The following is a 25635-nucleotide window of genomic DNA, read 5'->3' on the forward strand; positions in this document are numbered from 1 at the left end:
GTGGGGGCGCGGCCGCTTACCAGCGCTTGGTCTTGATGTTGTGCACGTGGGCGTGCTGGCCGGCCTTGATGGGCTCGACCACCTTGCCGATGTCGATGCCGTACTTGAACACGGTGTCGCCGACCGCCATGTCTTTAAGAGCGACTTTGTGGCCGATGGGAATGTCCTGCAGCGCCTTCAACTGGATGATCTTGTCTTCATCCATGATCCAGGCGTTCAGTTCCGTGCCCGCCTTCAGGCCTTCCACGACGGCGACCGCCACCGTGTCTTTCGCATCGTGCAATACGGCGTGAATCATTGCTGTCCTCTCTTGGTGTGATGACCGCCCCGGTTGCTCGATCGGAGCCGGTTGGACGCATCTTAGGCGAGCCGGCAGGTCAAGTCAACTAAATCATATATATGACATGTATGATTGGGATTGTGCCGGCATGCGTGGCTACAATTCGGGCCTCTTCAATCTGGTTCTTCCATGAAAAACACGACGACGACGACGGTTCCCCTGGGCAGCCCCCTGTATGCGCAGGTCAAGCAGGCGGTGCTTGCCGCGCTGGCGCGTGGGGAGTGGAAGCAGGGCGAGGCCGTTCCGCCAGAGAAGACGCTGGCCGAACGCTTCGGTGTTTCCATCGGCACCCTGCGCAAAGCCATCGACGAACTGGCCGCCGAGAACATATTGGTGCGGCATCAGGGCCGCGGAACGTATGTCGCGGTGCACACCCGCAATCACCATTTCTTCAAGTTTTTCCGCATCGTGAGGCAGGACGGCCACAAGTCGTACCCCGCCACGCGCCTGGTGCGCTTTCGCCGCGTGCGGGCCAATGCGGCGGCGCGCGAATACCTGAGCCTGCCCGCCGGCGCATACGTATTCGAGTTCACGAATGTGCTGTCGCTCAACGGCGATGTGGTGATGGTGGATGACATCAGTGTGCCCGAAGCGCGCTTTCCCGGCATGACCGAACAGCAGCTGCGCGAGCGGCCCAGCACGCTGTACGCGTTTTACCAGGACATGTTCGGCGTGAACGTCATCGCCACCGATGAGCGGTTGCGCGTATGCCCGGCCGACGCCGCCCACGCCGGCTGGCTGGGCGTTGCCGAGCACACGCCCTTGCTGGAAATCCGCCGCGTGGCGTTTTCGTACAACCGGCAGCCGGTGGAATGGCGCATTTCGCGCGTCAACACCCAGGCGTACGAGTACCTGGGCCAGGAGCCCGGCGCCGCCGTAGCCGGATAGACAGAGGAGGGTGTCTGACTTCCGCAGGGTGTCTGACACCTTCGGAGTCAGACACCGGCTTGTGGCGCGGTGGGGCTTGGCATTTGCAAAGGTGTCTGACTCCCGCAGGGTGGGGCTGGGCATCTGCAAAGGTGCCTGACTCCCGCAGGGTGTCTGACACCTTCGGAGTCAGACACTGGCTTGTGGCATGGTGGGGCTGGGCATCTGCAAAGGTGTCTGACTCCCGCAGGGTGTCTGACACCTTGTATCTTGAAGGCGGTGGTGATTAGCTATCGCTACTAGCGTATCCGGTGAGTTTGTTCTGACACCGAAAGCCTGGACTTTGTGACGCAGATTAGGCCCCGGATGCGCGCCTCTGAGAGCCGACTGGACATTGGACGGTAGCCTAGGGCATTGTGACCCTGCATGTACAAGGCAAATGGGCGCAGTGGGCTTGGAGGCCAAGTTAAGAGGAGTCCGAGTCGATGTTTTTTCTGGGAATTGACGTTTCGAAGGCCAAGCTGAACTGCGCTCTGATCGGCGCTGAAGGCGATAAGCGCAAGACCAAGGTGGTGCCCAATACGGTCGCGGGCATCCAGGCCTTGCTAGGGTGGTGCGCCAAGCAAGGTGCGCAGCCGGAGCAGTTGCACGTGGTGCTCGAGCCGAGCGGGCCGTACCACGAGCAGGCGGGCACTGCGCTGCATGACGCGGGGGCCAGGGTCTCGATGATCAATCCGGCGCAGGCGCGCGATTTTGCCGGTGCGCTGGCGGTGCGCACCAAGACCGATGAGATCGACAGCTACGTGCTGGCCCGCTACGGGCAGGCACTGCGTCCGCCGTTGTGGCAGCCGGCGCCGCTGCACGCGCGGCAACTGCGCGCGCTGCTGGCCAGGCACGAGGCGCTGGCCAAGGATCTGCAGCGTGAGCTCAACCGGCAGGAGAAGGCCCAGTTCGGCCAGTCGCCCGAGCCGGTCACCGGCTCGATTGACCAGGGCGTGGCGTTTCTGACCGAGCAGATCAAGCGCCTGGAACGTGCTATCAATGACCATATCGACCGCCATCCAGACCTGAAAGAGGACCGGGACCTGCTGACCAGCATTCCGGCCGTCGGTCCGCAGACCGGCAACGCGTTGCTGTCGATCATGCATAACCGGCGCATCGAATCGCCTCAGTCGCTGGCGGCCTATCTGGGCTTGGCGCCCGTACAGCGCCAGTCCGGCACCAGTCTGAACGGCCGGTCTCGGCTGTCCAAGACGGGGCCGGCTAGAGTGCGAGCCACCCTGTACATGGCCGCGGTCGTGGCCGTGCGCCATAACCCTCACATACAGGCGCTCTACGCCCGTTTGCTGGCCGCCGGCAAGTCCAAAATGGCCGCTCTCGGGGCAGCCATGCGCAAGCTGGTCCACCTATGCTTCGGCGTGCTTAAAAACCGCACCCCATATCGCAGCGATTACGCGTTAGCCACTTGACTGCCAAGACGGTATCTTCGGAGTCAGACACCGGCTTGTGGCACGGTGGGGCTGGGGCATTTGCAAAGGTGTCTGACTCCCGCAGGGTGTCTGACACCTTCGGAGTCAGACACCGGCTTGCGGCAGGGCGGGGCTGGGCATTTGCAAAGGTGTCTGACTCCCGCAGGGTGTCTGACACCTTCGGAGTCAGACACCGGCTTGCGGCATGGTGGGGCTGGGCATTTGCAAAGGTGCCTGACTCCCGCAGGGTGTCTGACACCTTCGGAGTCAGACACCGGCTTGTGGCACGGTGGGGCTTGGCATCTGCAAAGGTGTCTGACTCCCGCAGGGTGTCTGACACCTTCGGAGTCAGACACCGGCTTGTGGCATGGTGGGGCTTGGCATTTGCAAAGGTGTCTGACTCCCGCAGGGTGTCTGACACCTTCGGAGTCAGACACCGCACCCCGTCGCACCGGCTTCGCCGCCCTCGTGTTGCCGGCAGTGCTAAACTTCCGAACTTCAACCGGCGCCGATTTGCCTGATCCGCTTGCGGGCGCCTCTATAAATCCAGCTAAAGAGGTCCGTATGACCGCTCCTGCCCTATCTCCGGCCGGGGGGCTAACCCCCGGCGCTGCGCCTGCCGACCCTGGTTCGGTGGGTATCGTGACTCCCCAGCTCATCCGATTCGACGAGCCGCTGCAATTGGCCAGCGGCCAGTCGCTGCAATCGTACGAACTTGCCGTCGAGACCTACGGCGTCCTGAACGCCGAACGCACCAACGCCGTGCTGATCTGTCATGCGCTGAATGCGTCGCATCATGTGGCCGGCGTAGCGGCCGACGACCCCAACGACATCGGCTGGTGGGACAATATGGTCGGGCCGGGCAAGCCGGTGGACACCAACCGGTTTTTCGTCATCGGCGTCAACAACCTGGGGTCGTGCTTCGGGTCCACCGGCCCGGCCAGCATCAACCCCGCCACCGGTCGGCCATGGGGCGCGGCCTTTCCCGTGCTGACCGTCGAAGACTGGGTGCACGCCCAGGCGCGCCTGGCCGACTACTTCGGCATCGGGAAGTTTGCCGCGGTCATGGGCGGATCGCTGGGCGGCATGCAGGCCCTGAGCTGGGCCATTACCTGCCCGGAGCGCGTGGCGCACTGCATCGTCATCGCCAGCACGCCCCGCCTGTCGGCGCAGAACATCGGGTTCAACGAAGTGGCGCGGCGCGCCATCATCACGGACCCCGACTTCCACGGCGGCGACTACTACGCCCACAACACGGTGCCGCGCCGCGGCCTGTCGGTGGCGCGCATGATCGGCCACATCACCTACTTGTCGGACGACGACATGGCCGAGAAATTCGGCCGTACCCAGCGCGAGCCCGCCGAAGGCGGCGCCTATCGCTACGGCTACGACGTGGAATTCGAGGTGGAGTCGTACCTGCGCTACCAGGGCGAAAAGTTTTCGCGCTACTTCGATGCCAATACGTATCTGCTGATCACGCGCGCGCTGGATTACTTCGATCCCGCACGCCGTACCGGCGGCGACCTGGCCCAGGCGCTGGAGCCCGCACGCGCCGATTTTCTGCTGGTGTCGTTCACGACCGACTGGCGCTTTCCGCCAGAGCGCTCGCGCGAAATCGTGCGGGCGCTGCTGAAAAACGGCAGCCCGGTGACATACGCCGAGATCGATGCGCCGCACGGCCATGATGCGTTCCTGCTCGACGACTCGCGCTACCACGCGGTAATGCGCGGGTATTACGAGCGCATCGCGCACAAGCTGGGCCTGGCCGTGACGGCCAGCGAACCTGCCGACGAAGGATGCCCAGCATGAGCCCCGCCAGCTTTCCGCCTGTGCGCAAGCAAGACGTGCGTCCGGACCTGATCCGCATTGCCAGCTGGATCGAGCCCGGCAGCCGCGTGCTGGACCTGGGGTGCGGCGACGGCGCCCTGCTTGCTTATTTGCGCGATGAGCGCCAGGTCAGCGGCGCGGGCGTGGAAATCGACGACAGCCACGTCATTACCTGCGTACAACGCGGTGTCGAGGTCATTCAGCAGAACCTGGAAGACGGCCTGGCCTTGTTCGACAACAAGCAGTTTGACACGGTCGTGCTGTCGCAGACACTGCAGTCCATGCATCGCACCGAACACATTCTGCGCGAGATGGCGCGAGTGGCGCGGTTCGGCATCGTGTCGTTTCCCAACTTCGGTTACTGGCCGCATGGCTGGTCCATTCTGCGCGGCCGCATGCCGGTGACGGGCCAGATGCCGTACCAGTGGTACAACACGCCCAACATTCACCTGTGCACCCTGGACGATTTCGAGCGGCTGGCGCGGGATCTGGGCCTGCGCATTCTTGAGCGCGCCACGTTCCACGAGGGGCGCGAGATCACCCTGCTGCCCGGCTGGCGCAGCACCCTGGCGGTGTACCGCTACGCAGCCGACTGACGGCCCCGTGACGCGCGGGGCGGGCCCTGCACCGCGCGCGGCGGATGCGGCCATTGGTTAATATGCCGTGTCCGGCGCGCATCGCGCCGGCTGTCGTTGCAGGAGCCGTCTATTTCCGCCGCCTCTCATGTCTATTTCAGCCGCCGCGTCGCCCCCTTGCTGGTGCTGGGGTTTGCCAGTGGCTTGCCGCTGGCCTTGACGGGCGGCACGCTGCAGGCCTGGGCCACGGTCGATGGCGTGTCGCTGGAGGAAATCGGCTTTCTTACCCTGGTGGGGTCGGCTTACACGCTGAAGTTCCTGTGGGCGCCGCTGGTCGACCGCTATGTGCCGCCCCTGTTGGGCCGCCGGCGAGGCTGGATGCTGGTGACGCAGCTGCTGCTGGCCGCGGCCATCATGGCCATGGGGTTGCTCAACCCCGGTTCGGCGCTGTTGCCGCTGGCTATGCTGGCGGTCGCGGTGGCGTTTCTGTCGGCCACCCAGGATATCGCCTTTGACGCTTATTGCACCGACGTGCTGCGGCGCGAAGAGCGCGGGGCCGGCGCTGCCGTGAAAGTGCTGGGATACCGGCTGGCCATGGTGGTGTCGGGCGGGCTCGCGCTCATCCTGGCCGACCAATGGCTGGGCTGGGGGGCCACCTATGTGCTGATGGGGGCGCTGATGCTGGCGTGCGCGCTGGCTACCATCTGGGCGCCCGAGCCCGAACAGCCCGCGCGCGCGCCGCGCAGCCTGGCGCTGGCGGTGGTGGAGCCCCTGCGCGAGTTCTTCAGCCGGCGCGGCGCCTATACCGTCCTGATCCTTATCGTGCTGTACAAGCTGGGCGATGCCTTCGCCGGGGCATTGTCCACCACCTTTCTGATACGCGGCGCGGGTTTCGACCCCACCGAAGTGGGTACCATCAACAAGGTGCTGGGGCTGACGGCCACCATCATCGGCGCATTGGCCGGCGGCTCGCTGATGGCGCGCTGGGGGCTGTATCGTTCGCTGATGGCATTCGGCCTGCTGCAGGCCGTATCGAACCTGGGCTATTGGGTGCTGGCGGTCAGCCCCAAGAGCCTGTGGCTGATGGGCGCCGCGGTGGGCGTCGAGAATCTGTGCGGCGGGCTGGGCACGGCGTCGTTCGTGGCCCTGCTGATGGCGCTGTGCCAGCAGCGTTTCTCGGCTACGCAGTTCGCGCTATTGTCGGCGCTGTCGGCGGTGGGGCGCATTTATCTGGCGGGTCCGCTGACGCCGCCGCTGGTGCACTGGCTGGGCTGGCCCGGGTTTTTCATGTTGACCGTGGCAATCGCCATTCCGGGGCTGGTGTTGCTATGGGCCCAGCGCCGCACCATCGATGCCCTGGAGCCCGCCAACTGAGGGCATGTTGCCGTCGAGGTCGTCATGCACGTGGAAACGTCTACGCTATTGCTGCACACCCTGTACCTGATCGCCATCGTGGCCGAAGCCATGACGGCCGCGCTGGCGGCCGGGCGGCGCGACATGGACTGGATGGGTGTGTGCATCATTGCCTGCGTCACCGCCCTGGGCGGCGGTTCGCTGCGCGACGTGCTGCTGGGCCACTATCCGCTGACGTGGGTGAGGCATCCCGAATACCTGGGCATGACGGCGGGGGCGGCGCTGCTGACCGCGCTGGCCGCGCCCCTGATGCGGCGCCTGCGCAGGCTGTTCCTGTTGCTGGATGCCGTGGGGCTGGTGGCGTTCACCATCATTGGCTGCAAGGTCGCGCAGGCCATGCAGCTGCCGGTCAGCATCGTGCTGATCAGCGGCATGATCACCGGCTGCGCCGGCGGCGTGCTGCGCGACGTGCTGTGCAACGATGTGCCACTGCTGTTTCGCAAAGAACTGTACGCCAGCGTGTCGCTGGTGACCGGCGGGCTGTACCTGCTGCTGCTTGAAGCCGGGCTGACCGCCAACGCCGCGGTGCCACTGGCGCTCGTGGTGGGCCTGGCGTTCCGCTTGCTTGCGCTGCGGTTCAATTGGCAGATGCCCCGATTCGTGTACCGCGACGACTGGCACTGACCGCAGCCCCCCGTGCCGCGATACGGCGTGTCGGACACCCGACGAAAGGCGGGCGCTTTTGCCGGATGCGGGATGGTATGGCGCCGCCGGTGTCTGATTCTGACGGTGATGGATAGGTGCCGCCGGTGTCTGACTCCGAAGGTGTCAGACACCCTGCGGGAGTCAGACACCTGATGCGCGTTTTTGCCGGATGCGGGATGGTGTGGCGCCGCCGGTGTCTGATTCTGAAGGTGATGGGTATGGTGCCGCTGGTGTCTGACTCCGAAGGTGTCAGACACCCTGCGGGAGTCAGACACCGGCGACCTCTACGGGGTCAGACACCGGCGGCCTTTGCGGGGTCAGGCACCGGCGACTTCTGCGGGAGTCAGGCACCGGCGACTTCTGCGGGAGTCAGGCACCGGGTCCAGGTGCCTACCCCCTGGGTGAACCAAGATCAGTACAGACCTTGTTGCCGCATTGCGTCGGCCACTTTGACGAAGCCGGCGATGTTGGCGCCGTCGAGATAGTTCACGGCGGTGCCGCGGCCCTGGCCGTGGCGCACGCAGTTGTCGTGGATGTCGCGCATGATGGCATGCAGGCGATGGTCGACTTCTTCGCGGCTCCAGCTCAGGCGGATGGCGTTCTGGCTCATTTCCAGGCCAGACACGGCCACGCCGCCGGCATTGCTGGCCTTGCCGGGGGCATACAGCACGCCGGCGTCGATGAAGGCCTTGGCGGCTTCCAGCGTGGACGGCATGTTGGCGCCTTCGGCCACGCACTTCACGCCATTGGCGATCAGGGTGCGGGCATCGTCGATTTCCAGTTCGTTCTGCGTCGCGCAGGGCAGGGCGACGTCGACCGGCACGTGCCACGGGCGCTTGCCGGCCACGTAGGCGAGCTTGAACTGGCCCGCATACTCTGCCAGGCGGCCGCGTGCGTTGTTCTTCAGGTGCATCAGCGCGGCGAGCTTTTCATGCGTGAAACCGGCCTCGTCGACCACCGTGCCGTCGGAATCCGACACCGTCACCACGCGGGCGCCCAGCGTCATGGCCTTCTCGATGGCATATTGCGCCACATTGCCCGAACCCGACACCGACACGCGCAGACCGTCGAACGACATGCCTTCGCGCTTGAGCATTTCTTCGGCGAAATACACCGTGCCATAGCCCGTGGCTTCGGGACGGATCAGGCTGCCGCCGAACGACAGGCCCTTGCCGGTGAACACGCTGGACGCCGTGTTGGACAGCTTTTTCATCATGCCGGCCATGTAGCCGACTTCGCGCGCGCCCACGCCCATGTCGCCGGCCGGCACGTCGGTGTCCGGGCCAAGATGGCGATGCAGTTCGAGCATCAGCGCCTGGCAGAAGCGCATGACTTCGGCGTCGGACTTGCCCTTGGGGTCGAAGTCGGAGCCGCCCTTGCCGCCGCCCATGGGCAGCGTGGTCAGGGCGTTCTTGAGCGTCTGCTCGAAGGCCAGGAACTTCAGCACCGACAGGTTGACCGACGGGTGAAAGCGCATGCCGCCCTTGTACGGGCCGATGGCCGAGCTGTGCTGGACGCGGAAGGCTCGGTTGACGCGCGGGCGACCGCTGTCGTCGGTCCAGCAGACGCGGAACTGGATCACGCGCTCGGGTTCCACCAGCCGCTCGAGCAGGGCGTGCTCGGCATAGTGGGGGTGCTGCTCAAGAAAAGGCCACAGGCTGGCCATGACTTCGTGCACGGCCTGCATGAATTCGGGTTGCTGCGGGTCGCGCGCAGCGACCTGGCGCAGAAAGTCGTCAAGACTCTGCAGTTTCACTCGGGTCTCCTGGGGGGCGCTGCAAACCGGTGCAGAAATGCCCGGCTGTGGTGCGCTAGAGGGGCCAATTCAATGCGTAATTGCACTGACTCGGTGCGCAATTGTACGAGCAACGAATGGCCCGCGCAAAACGCCCGTTGCCCGGAAACCCGCATGAACATTGGCTTTGCGGCAGGTCGTATATGGGGACGCATCTTGGAGGAGGCGTCCCGGCAAGGCTCGAAAAACGCCCCGAGAACTCCCAGGCACGCGTTTTTACGGGGTATTTAAATATGTCCCCATATAAACCCGCCACACGGCGCCCGGCGATGTCGATGCCAACGAGGTGCGCAAGGCCGGTTTGCGGTAAGGATGGAGGGCTGGGGCCGGGTCGGGTCAGCCCTTTGCGTCCCCGTTTTAATTTAATGCGTCCCCGTATATTTTTCGGCCGTTGAGCGCCCCGCGAAGTACTGCGTACCGCCGCGAACTACAGTGCAGCGTCGTAATCGATGGTCAGCGGCGCATGGTCGCTGAACCGCTCGTCTTTGTAGATGGCGGCCGCCCGCGCCCGCGCGGCGATTCCCGGCGTGGCGATCTGGTAGTCGATACGCCACCCCACGTTCTTGGCCCAGGCCTGCCCGCGATTGCTCCACCAGGTGTACTGCTCGGGGCGGTCGTCCAGCGTGCGGAACACGTCAACGAAGCCGCGCCGGTCGAACACGTCGCTGAGCCAGGCGCGCTCTTCGGGCAGAAAGCCCGAGTTCTTCTGGTTGCTCTTCCAGTTTTTCAGGTCGATTTCTTTGTGGGCGATGTTCCAGTCGCCGCAGATGATGAACTCGCGGCCGGTCTTGCGGTGTTCCTGCATCAATTCGTCGAGCCAGGGGCCGAACACATCCAGGAAGCGGTATTTGGCCTGCTGGCGCTCGTCGCCGCTGGAGCCCGACGGCAGGTAGGCGCTGATGACCGAGAGATTATTCCAGTCGGCGCGGATGATGCGGCCTTCGGCGTCGAACTCTTCGCATTCAAGACCGGTTTGGACGCGTTCGGCGGCGTTGCGCAGATAAATGCCCACGCCGCTGTAGCCCTTCTTGATGGCATGGCAGAAATGGCCGGTGTAGCCCGGCGGATGCCGCAGGTCGTCGGTCAGGTCGTCGTGCGAGCATTTGATTTCCTGCAGGCAAAGCACATCGGCGCCATGCGTCTGCATCCAGTTCTGCAGCCCCTTGCGAAAGGCCGAACGGATGCCGTTGAGGTTGATCGAGGTAATGCGCAGCACGACGGAACTCCTGTAAACGCCCGGCCAAGCCCGGCTCAATAGGCGACTTTAACCGACGCTTGCGGCCGGCGCGCAAGCGCTGCGACGCGCGGCCGCCTGGCGCCGCACGCCCGGGCCGCTCCCGGAAGGCAGCTAAAATGCCGCCTGTCATCCATATTCACGGAATTCCGCCGCATGGCCGCCGCTACCGCCACTTCCGCCGACTTTGTCCGTTTTGCCCTCGACGAGGGCGTGCTGCGCTTCGGCAGTTTCAAGGTGAAGTCCGGCCGCACCAGCCCCTACTTCTTCAATGCGGGCCTTTTCAATGGCGGCGCATCGGTCGGCCGGCTGGCGCAGTTCTATGCCCAGGCGCTGCTGGATTCGGGCGTGGCGTTCGACATGCTGTTCGGCCCCGCCTACAAGGGTATTCCGCTGGCCACCGCCACCGCCGTGGCATTGGCCGGCCACCCGGCCATGCAGGGACGCGACGTGCCCTTTGCCTTCAACCGCAAAGAAGCCAAGGATCACGGTGAAGGCGGCACGCTGGTGGGCGCGCCGCTGGCCGGCAAGGTGGTGATCATCGACGATGTGATTACCGCAGGCACGTCGGTGCGCGAATCGGTAGACATCATCCGCGCCGCGGGCGCGGAGCCCGCCGCCGTACTGATCGCACTGGATCGCCAGGAACGCGCCGGCCCAGACGGCGCCCTGTCGCCGCATTCGGCCGTGCAGGACGTGGCGCAAACCTACGGCATACCGGTGGTCAGCATTGCCACGCTGGGCGATATCCTGGCGCTGCTGCAGGACGACGCGGCGTTCGCCAGCCACCGCGACGCCGTGCTGGCGTATCGCAGCCAGTACGGCATTCAGTCGCTCAATTGACGTTCATGCCCTCGGCCTTGAGCACGGGGGTCCATTTGTCGATTTCGGATTTCACCCATTTTTGCAGCGATTCGGGCGTCTGGCGGTCTTCGGACACGATCTCGGCGCCCAGGTCGGCCATCTTGCCGGTGAACGCCGGCGACTTCAGTGCGGTTTTCAGCGCACTGTTGAAACGGCTTACCGCTGCGGGGGGCGTGCCCGCCGGCGCGTAGATGCCGTGCCACACTTTCACCTCGAAGCCCTTGAGGCCCTGTTCTTCTAGCGTGGGGGCGTCCGGCAGCTTTGATATGCGCTCTTGCGTGGTGACGCCGTAGAACTTCACATTGCCCGCCGCTATGTGCGGGATGGTCTGGGTGGTCTGGTCGCACAGCACGTCCACCTGTTCGCCCAGCAAGGCCGCCATGGCGGGGCCGGTGCCCTGGTACGGGATGGTGGTGAACTTCACGCCCAGCGCCTGCTGCAGCAGCGAGCCGCACAGCTGCGACACGGCGCCCGGCCCGGCATTGGCCAGGTTGATCTTGTCGGCATTGGCCCGGGCATATTCGATGAATTCGGCCATGTTGGCGGGCGGCAGGTTCTTGCGGCCCAGCAGGGTCATGGGCACGTCCACGACTTCGCCCACATAGGCATAGCTCTTGAGCGGATCGAACTTCAGGTTCGAATACAGCGCGGTGGCGGTGGCCATGCCGTTGTGGTGGATCAGATAGGTGTACCCGTCGGGCTCGGCATTGGCGACGTAGGCGGCCGCCAGGGTGCCGCCCGCACCCGTGCGATTCTCGACCACAATGGGCTGGCCCAGTTCTTTGCTGAGCTCGGCGCCCAGCGTGCGCGCCACCACGTCGGTGGGCCCGCCAGCGGCAAACGGCACAATCAGGGTGATCGGACGCGAAGGGTAGTCGGCGGCCTGGGCGGCCGGGGCCAGCGTAAGCACGATGGCCGACAGGGCGGTGGCAAAGGGTAGGCGCAAGGTCATTCGTGTCTCCAGATTTACGCGGACAATACCGGCCGCGCCGAACGCCGACGCGGCCTGCAAGTGTGCGTCAATTCTGGCCTGCCGGCGAGACGTGCGCATTCAGCTTTGTAGAAGCCGGGATTTGCGTGGCCGAAAGCAGGGTAAACCCGAGTGCGGCGCCAGGCGCCTGCGCGGGGCTGGCGGCGCCCGCAGGCCTTGCCGGCGGGCGCCTGCCGCGTTGCGGGTTACGCCAGCTTTTGCTTGAGCAGCTCGTTGACCTGCTGGGGGTTGGCCTTGCCCTTGGCGGCTTTCATGATCTGGCCCACCAGCGAGTTGAACGCCTTCTGCTTGCCGGCGCGGTATTCGGCCACGATGGCGGGGTTGGCCGCCAGCACTTCGTCGATCATGGCGCCGATGGCGCCGCTGTCGCTGATCTGCTTCAGGCCGCGCGCCTCGATGATGGCGTCGGGGTCGCCGCCATGCTCGCCGGCCCACATCGCCGCGAAGACGTCGCGGGCGATTTTGTTGGATATGGTGCCGTCGATGATGCGGCCGATCAGGGCCGCCAGCGCGGGCGCCTTCACGGGCGCGTCGGCGATGTCTTTTTCATCGCGGTTCAGCGCCGCGGACAGCTCGCCCATGATCCAGTTGGCGGCCTGCTTGGCCTGGCCCGCGGGCAGGGCGCCGGCCACGTCTTCGAAATAGGCCGCCAGGCCGCGGCTGGCCGACAATTGCGCGGCATCGTAAGCCGACAGGCCGTAGTCGCGCTCGAAACGCGACCGCAGCGCCGCCGGCAGCTCGGGCATCTGCGCCCGGACGGCTTCGATCCATTCGGACGAAATGACCAGCGGCGGCAGGTCGGGGTCGGGAAAGTAGCGGTAGTCGTGCGCGTCTTCCTTGCTGCGCATGCTGCGCGTTTCGTCGCGATCGGCGTCGTACAGACGAGTTTCCTGCACGACCGTGCCGCCGTCTTCCAGCAGTTCGATCTGGCGGCGCGCTTCGTAGACGATGGCCCTTTCAAGAAAGCGGAACGAGTTGACGTTCTTGATCTCGGTGCGCGTGCCGAACTCTTTCTGCCCCACGGGGCGTACCGACACGTTCGCGTCGCACCGGAAAGAGCCTTCTTGCATGTTGCCGTCGCAGATGCCCAGCCACACCACCAGGCTGTGCAGCGCGCGGGCGTACGCCACGGCTTCGGCGGCCGAGCGCATTTCGGGTTCTGTGACGATTTCGAGCAGCGGCGTGCCGGCGCGGTTGAGGTCGATGCCGCTGGCCGCATTGCCGTTGGCGAGGGTGAAGTCGTCGTGCAGCGACTTGCCGGCGTCTTCTTCCAGGTGGGCCCGCGTCAGGTTGACGGTTTTTTCTTCTTCGCCCACGAAGAACGAGATCGAGCCGCCCGTGACGACCGGAAGTTCGTACTGGCTGATCTGGTAGCCCTTGGGCAGGTCGGGGTAGAAGTAATTCTTGCGCGCGAACACCGAGCGAGGCGCGACGGCGCCGCCCACGGCCAGGCCGAAACGAATGGCCAGCTCGGCCGCGCCCCGGTTCATCACGGGCAGGCTGCCGGGCAGGGCCAGGTCGACCACGTTGGCCTGGGTGTTGGGCGCGGCGCCGAAGCGGGTGCTGCTGCCTGAAAAGATCTTGGCGCTGGTGGAAAGCTGGGTATGGGTTTCCAGGCCGATGACGATTTCCCAGTTCATTGCTTGGTGCCTTGCTGGCCGGGCACGCGGCGGTGCCAGTCGGTGACTTGTTGATAACGGTCGGCGATGGCCAGCAGGCGGCCTTCGTCGAAGTAGTTGCCGATGATCTGCAGGCCCACGGGGCGCTGGTGCTGGCCGAAGCCGCACGGCACGGACATGGCGGGCAGGCCGGCCAGGCTGACGCCCAGGGTGTAGACGTCGGCCAGCCAGTCGGCGGTGGGGTCGTCGCGGTTGTCGCCCAGGTTCTTGGCCACGGTGGGCGCCACCGGCCCCATGATGACGTCGCACTGGTCGGCGAAGGCGCGCTGGAAGTCCTGGGCGATCAGGCGGCGCACGCGCTGGGCCTGCAGGTAGTAGGCGTCGTAGTAGCCGTGAGACAGCACGTAGGTGCCGATCAGGATGCGCCGCTTGACCTCGTCGCCAAAGCCTTCGGCGCGCGAGCGGGCGATCATCTGGTTGAGGTCGGCGTATTCGGCGGCGCGATGCCCGTAGCGCACCCCGTCGTAGCGGGCCAGGTTGCTGGACGCTTCGGCGGGCGCAATGACGTAGTACGCGGGGATGGCCAGCTCGGTGCGCGGCAGCGAAATCTGCACGCGCTCGGCGCCCAGCGCCTCGAATTGCGCCAGCGCGGCCTCGACGGCCGCGGCCACGTCGGGGGCCAGGCCTGCGCCCAGGTATTCTTGCGGCACGCCGATGCGCAGGCCTTTCAGGGTCAGGCTGCCGGCCGCGTCGCAGGCGGCCTGGGCGGCCTCGTAAGCGGCGCGGATGCGGCCAGGCTCGTTGGGCGCGCCGTCGCAGGTTTCCAGGCTGGTGGCGTCATGGGGGTCGAAGCCGCTCATGGGGTCGAGCAGTTCGAGCAGGTCGCGGCTGCTGGGAGCGAGCGGCCCCGCCTGGTCGAGGCTGGAGCCGAAGGCCACCATGCCGAAGCGCGACACGGTGCCATAGGTGGGCTTGATGCCGCTGACGCCGCACAGCGCGGCCGGCTGGCGTACCGAGCCCCCGGTGTCCGTGCCGGTGGTGGCGGCCACCAGGCGCGCGGCCACCGCGGCCGCAGAACCGCCCGACGAACCGCCGGGCACGGCCGCGGGGTCCCAGGGGTTGCGCACGGGCCCGTAGGCCGAGTTTTCATTGGCCGAGCCCATGGCGAATTCGTCGCAGTTGAGCTTGCCGACCGATACGGCGCCGGCGGCCTGCAGGCGCTGCACCACGGTGGCGTCGAAGGGGCTTGCGTAGCCCTTGAGCATCTTGCTGCCCGCGGTGGTGTGCCAGCCGCGCGTAACGAACGCGTCTTTGTGGGCGATGGGCACGCCGGCCAGCGGGCCGGCGCTGCCGGCCGCCAGGGCGGCGTCGGCGGCGTCGGCCTGGGCCAGTGTCAGGGCGTCGTCGATATGCAGGAAGGCGTTCAGGTCGCCGGCCGCGCGGGCGGCTTCGAGCGCGCTGACGGCGAGTTCCCGGGCGCTGACCTGGCGCCGGGCCAGCGCGGCGCGCAATTCGGCAATGCCCCCGAATTGGGTGTGCAGGGCGGTAGTCGTCATGGCTTACTCGATGACCTTGGGAACCAGGAACAGGCCGTCGCGGGCATCCGGCGCGTTGGCCAGCAACTCGGCACGGCGCGCTTCGGACGGCGTCTCGGTGACGGCGTCGGGGCGCAGGCGCAGGGCGATGTCCTGGTGGGCCGACAGGGGGTGGGCCATGGGCTCGACCCCCTGCGTGTCGGCCGCCTGCAGCCGTTCGATAAGGTGAAGGATGCCGTTGAGTTCGTCCTGGGCGCGAGAGCGCTGGTCGGGAGTCAGTTCAATTCTGGCCAGCCGGGCGATGCGGGCCACGTCTTGTTCGTTGAGCGCCATGCAGGAAAACTGAGAAAAATCGAAGGAAGGACGGGCCATGGTAACCGGCCCGGGTTTTACACCGCCCGGTCCTGTGACAAACCATGAATAGCCCGCATTTATGCGCTATTTCCGGCGAAATTATAAGTTATCATTCACGGTTTAATCGCTGCACCGGTCCGGCGGGTGTCTCTTGCAGCCCGCCGCCAGCAGTCCAGCCCTCATTCTCGAATCTCGCTGAGCTCCCATGTTCGGATTCCTGCGCAGTTATTTTTCCAGCGATATGGCGATCGACCTCGGTACCGCCAACACGCTGATCTACGTCCGGGGCAAGGGCATCGTGCTCGACGAGCCATCGGTGGTCGCCATCCGCCACGAAGGCGGTCCCAACGGCAAGAAAATCATCCAGGCCGTTGGCCACGAGGCCAAGCAGATGCTGGGCCGGGTGCCCGGCAACATCGAGGCCATCCGGCCCATGAAAGACGGCGTCATTGCCGACTTCACGGTTACCGAGCAGATGCTCAAGCAGTTCATCCGCATGGTCCATCCGCGCAACATGCTGGCGCCCAGCCCGCGCATCATCGTGTGCGTACCCTGCGGCTCCACCCAGGTCGAGCGCCGGGCCATCCGCGAGTCTGCGCTGGGCGCGGGCGCCTCGCATGTGTACCTGATCGAAGAACCCATGGCGGCGGCCATCGGCGCAGGGCTGGCCGTGTCCGACGCCAGCGGCTCGATGGTGGTCGACATCGGCGGCGGCACGACCGAAGTGGCCGTGATCTCGCTGGGCGGCATGGTGTACAAGGGCTCGGTAAGGGTCGGCGGCGACAAGTTCGACGAGGCCATCGTCAACTATATCCGCCGGAATTACGGCATGCTCATCGGCGAGCCCACCGCCGAACTCATCAAGAAAGAAATCGGCTCGGCGTTCCCGGGGTCCGAAGTGCGCGAGATCGAAGTCAAGGGGCGCAACCTGGCCGAAGGCGTGCCGCGCAGCTTCACGGTGTCGTCCAACGAAATCCTGGAATCGCTCACCGATCCGCTCAACCAGATCGTGTCGGCCGTCAAGATCGCGCTGGAACAGACGCCCCCCGAACTGGGCGCCGACATCACCGACAAGGGCATCGCCCTGACCGGCGGCGGCGCGCTGTTGCGCGACCTGGACCGCCTGCTCCAGGAAGAAACCGGCCTGCCGGTGGTGGTGGCCGAAGACCCTCTCACCTGCGTGGTACGTGGCTGCGGCGAAGCCCTTGAGCACCTTGAAAAGCTGGGCGCCATTTTCATCAACGACTAAGTCCGTCCCGCCGGGCGCCGCCTCGCCTGTGGCGCGCGGTACAGCGGTTGCGGGCTGACGCCCCTCGGTATTCATGCAACGACAAGGGACTCCACCGCTGTTCAGGCGCGGCCCGGCCGCAGAGCTGCGGCTGGCCGTCATGGTCGTCCTGTCGCTGGTTCTGCTGGTTCTCGATTCGCAATTCCACGTGCTCGAACCCTTGCGGCGCGTCGTCGCCCTGGGGCTGTATCCGTTCCAGCGCACCGTCATGGCGCCGCGCGACCTGGTTCAACAGGTCAATGAATGGGTCAACGCGGCCAACCGCATCCGCACTGAAAACGAAGCCCTGCAGCGCCAGCGCATCGAGCTGTCGCAGGTGGCGACCCACGCCGCCCAGCTGGCGGCGGAAAATGCGCAACTGCGCCGCCTGCTCGGAGTTACCGACACGGTAGAACAGGCCGCGGTGGTGGTCGAGGTGCTGTACGAGCCGGCCAACAGTTTCCAGGAGCGGCTGGTCTTCAACAAGGGCAGCCAGGCAGGGCTGGCCCCGGGCATGCCCGTCATCGACGAAGGCGGCGTGGTGGGCCAGATCGTGCGCGTGACGCCGATGGCTGCCGAAGCCGCGCTGGTTACCGACGAGCGCGTGTCCATCCCGGTGCAGGTGCTGCGCAACGGGCTGCGCCTGATCGCCTTCGGCTCCAATACGCCCGGCCGCATCGAGGTGCGCTACCTGGCCGCCAACGCCGATATCAAAGAAGGCGATGTTATCGTTACCAGCGGCGTGGGCGGGCTCTTTCCGGCTGGCCTGCCGGTGGCCAAGGTGCAGGCCGTCGAACGGGACACGGCGTCCGGGTTCGCGCGGGCCCTGTGCGAGCCGCTGGCCCACCCCGAACGCTATCGCCACTTCCTGGTGCTGCAAGTCGACGTAGCCCGGGCGCAATCCGATCTTCAAGAGGCCGACAGCGGTGGACCGCAATAACCCGACGGTACGGCAAACGGCGCGCCGGCTGGGCACGCCCAGCAACGTGCATCCCGAGCGCCTGACGCGCCCGGCGCATGGCGCGTTCGTGTGGGGCACGCTGCTGGCGGCCTGGCTGTTGTCGCTGCTGCCCTGGCGCGCCTGGCCGGGCGCGCCCGACGTCCTGGCGCTGGTGCTGGCGTTCTGGTGCGTGCACGAGCCGCGGCGCGTGGGCATGGTGGCGGCGTTCTGCTTCGGCCTGCTCATGGATGTGCACGACGCCAGCGCGCTGGGCGGCACCGCGCTCGAATACACCTTGATCGCCTACGGAGCGGTGGTGTTGCATCGACGGCTGCAGCGCTTCGATCTCTGGAGCCAGGCGCTGCACATGCTGCCTGTGTTTTTTGTCGCGCGGCTCGTGCAGCAGATGTTGCTGGCCTGGCTGGCGGGGCGCTGGCCAGGCTGGGACTGGGCCCTGGGCGTGTTGCTGACCGTCGCCCTTTGGCCGGTGGTGGGCTGGGCGCTGCACCTGCCGCAGCGCGGCGCCGACGACGCCGAATCCTCGTCCGTCTGAGGCCGGCATTTCCGCGTGCCCATGTTCGAGTTCAAGAAAACCGGCCAGCAGCAGAAGCAGCGCTTCAAGCTGCGCGCGTGGGTGGGCGGCCTGTTCGCGCTGGCCTGCTTTGGCGTGCTGGTGGGGCGTTTCTGGTATTTGCAGGTCGACCGCTACGAGGGCCTGTCCGAACGCGCCGACCGCAATCGCATCGCCGTCGTGCCCATTGCGCCGCGCCGCGGCGAGATCCTCGACCGTAATGGCCAGGTGCTGGCGCGCAATTACCGCACCTATACCCTTGAGGTGGTGCCGGCCCAGGCCGGAAACATCGATAAGCTGCTCGATCGTCTGACGCCCATTGTGTATGTCAGCCCCGGCGACCTGCGCCGCTTCAAGCGCCGCGTGGGAGAGTCCAGCCGCTATGCCAGCCTGGTGCTGCGTAACAACCTCAACGAAACCGAGGCCGCCTGGTTCGCCGCGCACGCCTATGAGTTTCCCGGCGTCGAGTTGCGCGCGCGCTGGGTGCGCGAATACCCCCAGGGCGCCACGGCCGCGCATGTGGTGGGCTATATAGGCCGTATCGCCGACAACGATCTCGAACAGCTCGAAGAAACCGGCCAACTGGGCAATTATCGGGGCACCGATGTCATCGGCAAGAAGGGCATCGAAAAAAGCTGGGAACGCCAGCTGCACGGCCAGACCGGGGTGGAAGAAGTCGAAGTCACCGCCACGGGACGCCCGGTGCGCACGCTGCGGCGCACCGACCCCGTGCCGGGCTCGGACATCATGCTGTCCATCGACCTGGACTTGCAACGCATCGCCGAAGAAGCCTTCGGCGACCAGCGGGGCGCCCTGGTGGCCCTGGACCCCAAGACCGGCGAAGTCCTGGCGTTTGTGTCGCAGCCGTCGTTCGACCCCAACCTGTTCATTGACGGCATTGACGTCGACAACTGGCGCATGCTGAACGAATCGCCCGACCATCCGCTGATCAACCGTCCGCTGTACGGCACGTATCCCATCGGCTCGACATACAAGCCGTTCGTGGCCCTGGCGGCCTTGCAGCTGGGCGTGCGCAGCGCCACCGAGCGCATCTCGGACCCGGGCTACTACGAATTCGGCGGCCAGCGCTTTCGCAATGCGGGGGGCGCGGCCTATGGCATGACCGACATGCATCGCGCGATCGTCGTGTCGTCGGATACCTACTTCTATTCGCTGGGGCCCGAAATTGGCGTGAATGCCCTGCACGATTTCTCGAAGCAATTCGGGTTCGGCCAGATCACGGGCATCGACCTCGATGGCGAGCGCGCCGGCGTGCTGCCTTCTACCGAATGGAAGCGCAAGGCCTACAAGGGCCGTGAACGCCAGCGCTGGTACGCCGGCGAGACGATTTCGGTAGCGGTGGGGCAGGGCTACAACTCGTTCACGTTGCTGCAGCTGGCGCAGGCCACTTCGACGCTGGCGGACAATGGCGCGTACCGCCGGCCCCACCTGGTGCATGCGGTGCGCGATACCCGCACGGGCGAGATCAAGGTCACACCGTCGGACCCGGAATATCGCATTCCGCTCGAACAGCGCAACGTCGATATCATCAAGGCCGCCATGGCCGACGTGGTGCGTGCGGGCACCGCGCGGCGCGCTTTTGCCGGCGCTTCGTACCAATCGGCCGGCAAGACGGGCACGGCGCAGGTGTTCAGCCTGCGCGGCGCGCAATACCGGGCCAGCGAGCTGGACGAGCGCTTGCGCGACCATGCACTGTTCATGGGGTTTGCGCCGCTGGAAAACCCGCGCATCGCCGTGGCGCTGCTGGTAGAAAATGCGGGCTGGGGCGCCAGTGTCGCCGCGCCCATTGCCCGCAAGGTGTTCGATTACTGGCTGGCCAAGACGGCGCCCGCCGCGCCCACGTTGCCCGCGCAGGCGCCGACGGCCGCTGGCGCGGTTGCCGACTCGGCCTCCGACGCCAGCGCCGAGCCGGCGCCGCGTGCCGAGCCGCGTCCGCCCGCTCCTCCCGCTCCGCGTCCGCGCCCCACGCCTCGCGCACTGGCGCCGGCCACGCCGCCGCCCGCGCCGGCTCGCCGCGTTCCGTCAACTGCGCCAGCGTTGTCCGACCTGAGCGAGCTTTTTGAGTCTTCCACGGGAGCCAAGCCATGAAACGCCTGGGCGCGCTGCTGGCTCGGATTTTCCTTGCCTTCGACTGGCCATTGCTGGTCATCCTGGCCCTGTTCGCCGCGCTGGGCCTTACCGTCATGCATTCGGCCGTGGGCAGCACCGACTGGCGCTTTGCCGAGCAGTCGCGCAACTTTGCGATTGCCTTTGCGGCGATGTGGGTCGTGGCCCTGGTGCCGCCCAGGCGCCTGATGCAGCTGGCGCTGCCGTTTTATGTGGTGGGCGTGGTGCTGTTGCTGGGGGTGGAATTTTTCGGCGAAACCAGCAAGGGCGCGACGCGCTGGCTGGACCTGGGCGTTACGCGCATCCAGCCATCCGAAATGATGAAAATCGCCGTGCCGATGATGCTGGCCTGGTATTTCCAGCGCCACGAAGGCGACGTGCGCATCCGCGATTTCCTGGCGGCCGCCGCCATGCTCGCGGCGCCATTCGGCTTGATCGTGTTGCAGCCCGACCTGGGCACGGCATTGTTGGTGTTCGGCGCCGGGTTCTTCGTGATCTATTTCGCGGGCCTGTCGTTCAAGCTGTTGGTGCCCCTGACGGTGATCGGGGTGGCGGGCATAGGCACGCTGATCTATTACGAAAATTCGCTGTGCCAGGCCGGCGTTGACTGGGTGGTATTGCACGAATACCAGAAGCAGCGGGTATGCACGCTGCTCAATCCCAGCTCGGACCCCCTGGGCAAGGGGTTCCATACCATCCAGTCGATGATCGCGGTGGGGTCGGGCGGTCTGTATGGCAAGGGTTATATGCAGGGCACGCAGACGCACCTGGACTTTATCCCCGAGCGCACGACCGACTTCATTTTCGCGGTGTACGCGGAAGAGTTCGGGTTGTACGGCGGGGTGGCGATGCTGGTGCTGTACGGGCTGCTGATCGCTCGGGGCCTGACCATCGCCATGCGCGCTTCGTCCCAGTTCGGCCGCCTGCTGGCCGGGGCGCTGACGATGATGGTGTTCATCTACGTGTTCGTGAATGTGGGCATGGTAACCGGCATCCTGCCGGTAGTGGGCGTGCCGTTGCCATTCATGAGCTACGGCGGGACGGCGCTGTTCACCATGGGGATTGCCTGCGGGATATTGATGAGCGTCTCCAGGCATCGGGGGGAGCAGGCGTGACGGTTGGGGTGTTTGGGTATGACTGAGTACTGAAGCGCCGGCGGGCGGGGACAGGCGGGGGAGCGGCTTCACGTGGCCGGTCGGCCGCCCCGCGCGGCCGACACCGCTTCGTCAACCTCGTCAGCCTGCGGCTTCCTTCGGTTTCCCTCGCTCGGCCCCGAGGCGCCGCCCCCCCGCCTGTCCCCGCCCGCCGGCTCGCGGTGTCGGTTTGCCACGGTTATTGGCGCCGCCGGTGTGCTTGGCGGTGTTCAGGTCGTCAAGGGGACGGGAGATGGTAGTGGGCCGCCAGGGCAGGCCGCCCTGCGCGGCCTGCCCTGGCATTCGGGGTGGGCTGGCGGGGGGCTTGTTCCGTTGGCGGGTGGCCGGGGGTAGGGTGGCTGTGCGTAAGCTAGGCCGGATTGGTCTCACCGCGTCTATTGACAGTGCCACCTTACGTACCGCCAATCCTCGCATTCCATCACCCGAACGCGTCAGGCGTCCGCGCAGGGCGGGCGCTTGACGCGGCCCTGCACTTCTCCCACCCCTCTTGAGCATCAGCCCCGCACGACACGGTTTTTTTTCAGCAACCTGACCACATTCACCGATGCAGCCGGGCGCCGGGGGCGTAGCGGGAGGCGGGCGCCTCGGGGGCGAGCGAGGGAAACCGAAGGAAGCCGCAGGCTGACGAGGTTGACGACGCGGTGTCGGCCGCGGGGGGCGGCCGACCGGCCCCGTGAAGCCCGCCTCCCGCTACGCCCCCGGCGCCCGGCGTCAACAGAAAGGACAACCAGCCTTCCCCCGAAAAACCCCTCAGAGCAACACCCTCAGATGCTCATCCAGATGCACGGTAGGCGCCACGCGCCATCCGCTTTGGGCGTACCGCAGCCAGCGTCCCAGCACCAGGTGGGTCAACAGGCTGGCGTGGGCGGTGATGTTGGCATCGGCGGGCAGGTCGCCGTCGCTGACTGCCACGCGCAGAGATTGCTTCAGCGTGGCCTCGATGCGGTCGTTGATGTGGTTGATGCGTTCCTGCAGCCGGTTGTCTTCCGTGACCAGCGCGTCGCCGGTCAGCACCCGCGTCATGCCCTTGTTGCGCTCCGAGAATGCCAGCAGCATCGACACCGTCTTGCGCGCCTGGGCCAGGCCCAGCGGTTCGGCCGCGGCAATCTGGTTGATAAGGGTGAACAGGCTTACCTCGATAAACTCGATCAAGCCTTCGAACATCTGCGCCTTGCTGGCGAAATGCCGGTACAGAGCCGCTTCCGAAACCTGCATGCGGGCGGCCAGCGCCGCGGTGGTAATGCGTGCCGCATGTGGCTGCTCCAGCATTTCAGCCAAAGTTTGCAGGATCTGGTTTTTGCGTTCGCCGGGTTTGCTCGCCATGGGCCGACAATCGGTGGATGGGAAGATGGGCCGCCGCTAGCGCCGCAACGGACGGCGGCGCAGCAGCAGGTCGCTTACCGAGTTTACCCGCAAGTCGACATAGCCCGGCCGGTGGCAGGATGCGCGCGCAAAAGGCGTGCCGGGATGGTACACGTGGACGGTGCCGACCCCTACGCGGCGGGCGCCGCGCAGGTTGGGCAGCGTATCTTCGACGAGCACCGCGCGCGCCGCGGGCACGCCTTCGCGCGCCAGCACGTAGCGCAGCAGGGCCGGCGAGGGCTTGGGCCGGAACTCGCCATGCAGGCGCATGTGCTCGATGGCCCAGATGCTGTCGAACTGGCGCAGTATGCCCAGCCGCCTGAGCACCGCGCGCGCGTAGTCGAAAGGCGCGTTGGTCAACAGCACCTTGCGGCCCGGCAGCCGGCGCAGCTTGTCGGCCAACGCCGATTCGGCGCGCACCAGCGGATTGACGTCGAAATCATGGCTGCGGCGCAGGAAGGCATGGGCGTCCACGCCATGGTGGCGCACCATACCGATCACGGTGGCGCCGTAGCGATGCCAATACTTGGCGCGCAACTCGTTGGCCGTGTCGATGTCCACGTCCAGCGCTTCGGCCACTGCCGCCGTCATGCCCTGGTCGATGCGGGGAAAGATCGCGTGCGAGGTGTCGTGCAGGGTATTGTCGAGGTCGAACAGCCACAGCCGTTCAGCCACGGCCGTGGCCGCGCGGCGCGAGCGGCGCAGGCGCGCCGCCGGCCGCAGCAGATGGCGGCGAACCTGCATCAATGCGAGCTGATCATCGTGCCGACGCCCTGGTCGGTCAGGATTTCGAGCAGCAGGCAGTGGGGCACGCGGCCATCGACGATGTGCACCGAATTCACGCCGTTCTTGGCGGCGTAGAGCGACGACGCGATCTTGGGCAGCATGCCGCCCGAAATCGTGCCGTCGGCGAACAGTTCGTCGATGGTCTGGGCCGACAGGCTGCGCAGCAGTTTGCCGCTTTTGTCGAGCACGCCCGGAGTGTTGGTCATCATCAGCAGTTTTTCGGCGCCCAGCACTTCGGCCATTTTGCCGGCCACCACATCGGCGTTGATGTTGTACGCCGTGCCGTCTTCGCCGTAGCCGATGGGCGAGATGACCGGAATGAACTGGTCGTCTTGCAACGCCTTGACCACGGCCGGCTCAACCTGGGTGATGTCGCCCACGAAGCCGATGTCGATGGGTTCGTCGGGGTTGTCTTTGTTGGCCATCAGCTTCTTGCGCGCCTGGATCAGCATGCCGTCTTTGCCGGTCAGGCCCACGGCCTTGCCGCCGACTTCATTGATCATCATGACGATATCTTGCTGCACCTGGCCGCCCAGCACCCATTCGACCACTTCCATGGTTTCGGCGTCGGTGACACGCATGCCTTGCACGAAGGTGCCCTGCTTGCCGATGCGCCGCAGGGCGTCGTCGATCTGCGGGCCGCCGCCGTGCACAACCACCGGGTTCAGGCCCACCAGCTTGAGCAGCACCACGTCGTGCGCGAAGCTGCGTTGCAGGCGCTCGTCGGTCATGGCGTTGCCGCCGTACTTCACCACGATGGTCTTGCCATGGAATCGTCGTATATACGGCAGTGCTTCGGAAAGAACGGCCGCTTTGATGGCGGGCGACGATACGGCGGCAGGGTCGGGGGTGTCGGTCATGGCAACTGGAGCTCTGCAAAGTGTGAAAAAGGAAAAATGCCTGCGCCGGCGCGGGCTCGGCGCTGCCAGGGCAAGCATACGGCAGATTGTAGACCCGCCCAATTACTTATACCCGCAACCCATGACGTTATGACCGACAAATGACCGCTATTCAGGTAAATTGAGGGCGTTTTGCAACGGCCGCGGCCCCCCTGGGGGCAGGCGGCCCTTCTGTCCTATTCCCACGAGGTCCATCATGCGTTTTCTCTTTGCCCGGACGGCCCTGCTGGCGTCCGCCTTCTTCCTGGCCGGTGCGGCCCAAGCCGACAAACTGGTCGTGGGCGCCACGCAAGTGCCGCACGCCGAAATCCTGGAAGTGGTCAAGCCCGTGCTCGCCAAAGACGGCGTAGAGCTCGACATCAAGGTGTTCAGCGACTACGTGCAGCCTAACCTGCAGCTGGCCGACAAAGAGCTGGACGCGAACTTCTTCCAGCACCAGCCCTACCTGGACACCTTCAACAAAGACCGCGGCACCAAGCTGGTGTCGGTTGGCCTGGTCCACGTCGAGCCGTTCGGCGGCTACTCGCGCAAGGTGAAGTCGGTGGCCGAGCTGCCCCAGGGCGCCACGATAGCCATCCCGAACGACCCGTCCAACAGCGGCCGTGCCTTGCTGCTGCTGCAGAAGCAGGGCCTGATCAAGCTGAAAGACCCCTCCAACATCGTCGCCACGCCGCTGGACGTGGTGGAAAATCCCAAGCAGCTGAAATTCCGCGAGCTCGAGGCCGCCATGTTGCCGCGCGCGCTCGATGACGTGGCGCTGGCGCTCATCAACACCAACTACGCCCTCGAGGCCGGCCTGGTGCCCACCAAAGACGCCCTGTTCATCGAGGGCGCGGATTCGCCCTACGCGAACCTGGTGGCCGCGCGCCCCGACAACAAGGACGCGCCCGCCATCAAGAAGCTGGTCGACGCCCTGCACACGCCCGAGGTGAAAGCGTTCATCCAGGACAAGTACAAGGGCGCTGTCGTACCGGCGTTCTGAGCCTCGTCTCGTACAGGCG

At 65.9% G+C, this 25635-nt stretch carries 23 protein-coding genes and 1 riboswitch; of the genes, 13 read left to right on the forward strand and 10 right to left on the reverse strand.

Annotated features, from left to right (window positions below; translation table 11 throughout):
- Nucleotides 1–16: 16 nt before the first annotated feature.
- The gene (locus CAL19_RS00870) at nt 17–298 is read right to left on the reverse strand and encodes a UxaA family hydrolase (RefSeq protein ID WP_026640829.1); all 282 of its coding nucleotides are present in this window, start codon (nt 296–298) and stop codon (nt 17–19) included.
- 171 nt (nt 299–469) lie between these two features.
- Here CAL19_RS00870 and CAL19_RS00875 point away from each other — a divergent pair, with 171 nt between their 5' ends.
- The 6 genes from CAL19_RS00875 to CAL19_RS00900 all read left to right on the forward strand — a co-directional run bounded on the left by CAL19_RS00875 (nt 470) and on the right by CAL19_RS00900 (nt 7115).
- Nucleotides 470–1228: a GntR family transcriptional regulator gene (locus CAL19_RS00875; RefSeq protein WP_026640828.1), complete on the forward strand. Its 759-nt coding sequence runs from the start codon at nt 470–472 to the stop codon at nt 1226–1228.
- A gap of 464 nt (nt 1229–1692) precedes the next feature.
- Nucleotides 1693–2676 carry an IS110 family transposase gene (locus CAL19_RS00880; protein ID WP_094795768.1) on the forward strand — a complete coding sequence of 328 codons (984 nt, stop codon included), beginning with the start codon at nt 1693–1695 and terminating at the stop codon, nt 2674–2676.
- A 495-nt stretch (nt 2677–3171) separates the two neighbouring features.
- Nucleotides 3172–3251: riboswitch (SAM riboswitch) on the forward strand.
- Entirely contained in the window at nt 3241–4485 is a 1245-nt protein-coding gene (metX, locus tag CAL19_RS00885; protein WP_026640827.1) for a homoserine O-succinyltransferase MetX, read from the forward strand. It overlaps the preceding riboswitch by 11 nt.
- Nucleotides 4482–5099: a methionine biosynthesis protein MetW gene (metW, locus tag CAL19_RS00890; RefSeq protein WP_094795906.1), complete on the forward strand. Its 618-nt coding sequence runs from the start codon at nt 4482–4484 to the stop codon at nt 5097–5099. Before metX ends, metW begins: the two co-directional genes overlap by 4 nt.
- A gap of 96 nt (nt 5100–5195) precedes the next feature.
- The gene (locus CAL19_RS00895) at nt 5196–6452 is read left to right on the forward strand and encodes a muropeptide transporter (protein ID WP_249276233.1); all 1257 of its coding nucleotides are present in this window, start codon (nt 5196–5198) and stop codon (nt 6450–6452) included.
- Between the two features lie 90 nt (nt 6453–6542).
- Nucleotides 6543–7115: a trimeric intracellular cation channel family protein gene (locus CAL19_RS00900; protein WP_231494605.1), complete on the forward strand. Its 573-nt coding sequence runs from the start codon at nt 6543–6545 to the stop codon at nt 7113–7115.
- Between the two features lie 433 nt (nt 7116–7548).
- Here CAL19_RS00900 and gdhA read toward each other — a convergent pair whose 3' ends face one another.
- Both gdhA and CAL19_RS00910 read right to left on the reverse strand, forming a co-directional pair.
- A complete protein-coding gene (gene gdhA / locus CAL19_RS00905) occupies nt 7549–8892 on the reverse strand; it encodes an NADP-specific glutamate dehydrogenase (RefSeq protein WP_026640823.1) in 1344 nt (447 codons plus the stop codon).
- Between the two features lie 466 nt (nt 8893–9358).
- Nucleotides 9359–10147: an exodeoxyribonuclease III gene (locus CAL19_RS00910; RefSeq protein ID WP_026640822.1), complete on the reverse strand. Its 789-nt coding sequence runs from the start codon at nt 10145–10147 to the stop codon at nt 9359–9361.
- 174 nt (nt 10148–10321) lie between these two features.
- Between CAL19_RS00910 and pyrE the strand changes: the two genes are divergently transcribed.
- The gene (gene pyrE / locus CAL19_RS00915) at nt 10322–11008 is read left to right on the forward strand and encodes an orotate phosphoribosyltransferase (RefSeq protein ID WP_026640821.1); all 687 of its coding nucleotides are present in this window, start codon (nt 10322–10324) and stop codon (nt 11006–11008) included.
- Here the strand turns inward: pyrE and CAL19_RS00920 are convergent.
- The 4 genes from CAL19_RS00920 to gatC form a co-directional block, all read right to left on the reverse strand.
- Entirely contained in the window at nt 11001–11981 is a 981-nt protein-coding gene (locus CAL19_RS00920; RefSeq protein ID WP_038852564.1) for a tripartite tricarboxylate transporter substrate-binding protein, read from the reverse strand. The genes pyrE and CAL19_RS00920 overlap by 8 nt on opposite strands.
- A gap of 224 nt (nt 11982–12205) precedes the next feature.
- A complete protein-coding gene (gatB, locus tag CAL19_RS00925) occupies nt 12206–13660 on the reverse strand; it encodes an Asp-tRNA(Asn)/Glu-tRNA(Gln) amidotransferase subunit GatB (protein WP_094795769.1) in 1455 nt (484 codons plus the stop codon).
- Nucleotides 13657–15195 (reverse strand): Asp-tRNA(Asn)/Glu-tRNA(Gln) amidotransferase subunit GatA, encoded by a 1539-nt coding sequence (gene gatA, locus CAL19_RS00930; protein WP_094795770.1) that lies wholly within the window; start codon nt 15193–15195, stop codon nt 13657–13659. The genes gatB and gatA overlap by 4 nt, the downstream gene beginning before the upstream one ends.
- Before the next feature lie 3 nt (nt 15196–15198).
- Entirely contained in the window at nt 15199–15507 is a 309-nt protein-coding gene (gene gatC / locus CAL19_RS00935; RefSeq protein ID WP_026640817.1) for an Asp-tRNA(Asn)/Glu-tRNA(Gln) amidotransferase subunit GatC, read from the reverse strand.
- Nucleotides 15508–15733: 226 nt separating this feature from the next.
- Here gatC and CAL19_RS00940 point away from each other — a divergent pair, with 226 nt between their 5' ends.
- The 5 genes from CAL19_RS00940 to rodA all read left to right on the forward strand — a co-directional run bounded on the left by CAL19_RS00940 (nt 15734) and on the right by rodA (nt 21548).
- Nucleotides 15734–16777 carry a rod shape-determining protein gene (locus CAL19_RS00940; RefSeq protein WP_012247450.1) on the forward strand — a complete coding sequence of 348 codons (1044 nt, stop codon included), beginning with the start codon at nt 15734–15736 and terminating at the stop codon, nt 16775–16777.
- Between the two features lie 73 nt (nt 16778–16850).
- Complete coding sequence (gene mreC / locus CAL19_RS00945; protein ID WP_026640816.1) at nt 16851–17735, forward strand: rod shape-determining protein MreC; 885 nt, start codon at nt 16851–16853, stop codon at nt 17733–17735.
- Complete coding sequence (mreD, locus tag CAL19_RS00950) at nt 17722–18288, forward strand: rod shape-determining protein MreD (RefSeq protein WP_026640815.1); 567 nt, start codon at nt 17722–17724, stop codon at nt 18286–18288. Before mreC ends, mreD begins: the two co-directional genes overlap by 14 nt.
- A 21-nt stretch (nt 18289–18309) precedes the next feature.
- The gene (mrdA, locus tag CAL19_RS00955; protein WP_094795771.1) at nt 18310–20415 is read left to right on the forward strand and encodes a penicillin-binding protein 2; all 2106 of its coding nucleotides are present in this window, start codon (nt 18310–18312) and stop codon (nt 20413–20415) included.
- Nucleotides 20412–21548: a rod shape-determining protein RodA gene (gene rodA / locus CAL19_RS00960; RefSeq protein ID WP_026640813.1), complete on the forward strand. Its 1137-nt coding sequence runs from the start codon at nt 20412–20414 to the stop codon at nt 21546–21548. Before mrdA ends, rodA begins: the two co-directional genes overlap by 4 nt.
- Nucleotides 21549–22337: 789 nt before the next feature.
- Here rodA and slmA read toward each other — a convergent pair.
- Genes slmA through argB form a run of 3 tightly spaced genes read right to left on the reverse strand, consistent with a single transcriptional unit; the run spans nt 22338 to nt 24595 of the window.
- Entirely contained in the window at nt 22338–22910 is a 573-nt protein-coding gene (gene slmA, locus CAL19_RS00965; RefSeq protein WP_026640812.1) for a nucleoid occlusion factor SlmA, read from the reverse strand.
- Between the two features lie 36 nt (nt 22911–22946).
- Nucleotides 22947–23693, reverse strand: a complete 747-nt coding sequence (locus tag CAL19_RS00970) for a pyrimidine 5'-nucleotidase (RefSeq protein WP_094795772.1) — start codon at nt 23691–23693, stop codon at nt 22947–22949.
- Nucleotides 23693–24595: an acetylglutamate kinase gene (gene argB, locus CAL19_RS00975; RefSeq protein ID WP_026640810.1), complete on the reverse strand. Its 903-nt coding sequence runs from the start codon at nt 24593–24595 to the stop codon at nt 23693–23695. The genes CAL19_RS00970 and argB overlap by 1 nt, the downstream gene beginning before the upstream one ends.
- A gap of 235 nt (nt 24596–24830) precedes the next feature.
- Here argB and CAL19_RS00980 point away from each other — a divergent pair, with 235 nt between their 5' ends.
- Nucleotides 24831–25616, forward strand: a complete 786-nt coding sequence (locus CAL19_RS00980; protein ID WP_026640809.1) for a MetQ/NlpA family ABC transporter substrate-binding protein — start codon at nt 24831–24833, stop codon at nt 25614–25616.
- Nucleotides 25617–25635: the final 19 nt, after the last annotated feature.

This window comes from Bordetella genomosp. 7, assembly GCF_002261265.1.
GTDB lineage: Bacteria > Pseudomonadota > Gammaproteobacteria > Burkholderiales > Burkholderiaceae_B > Bordetella_A.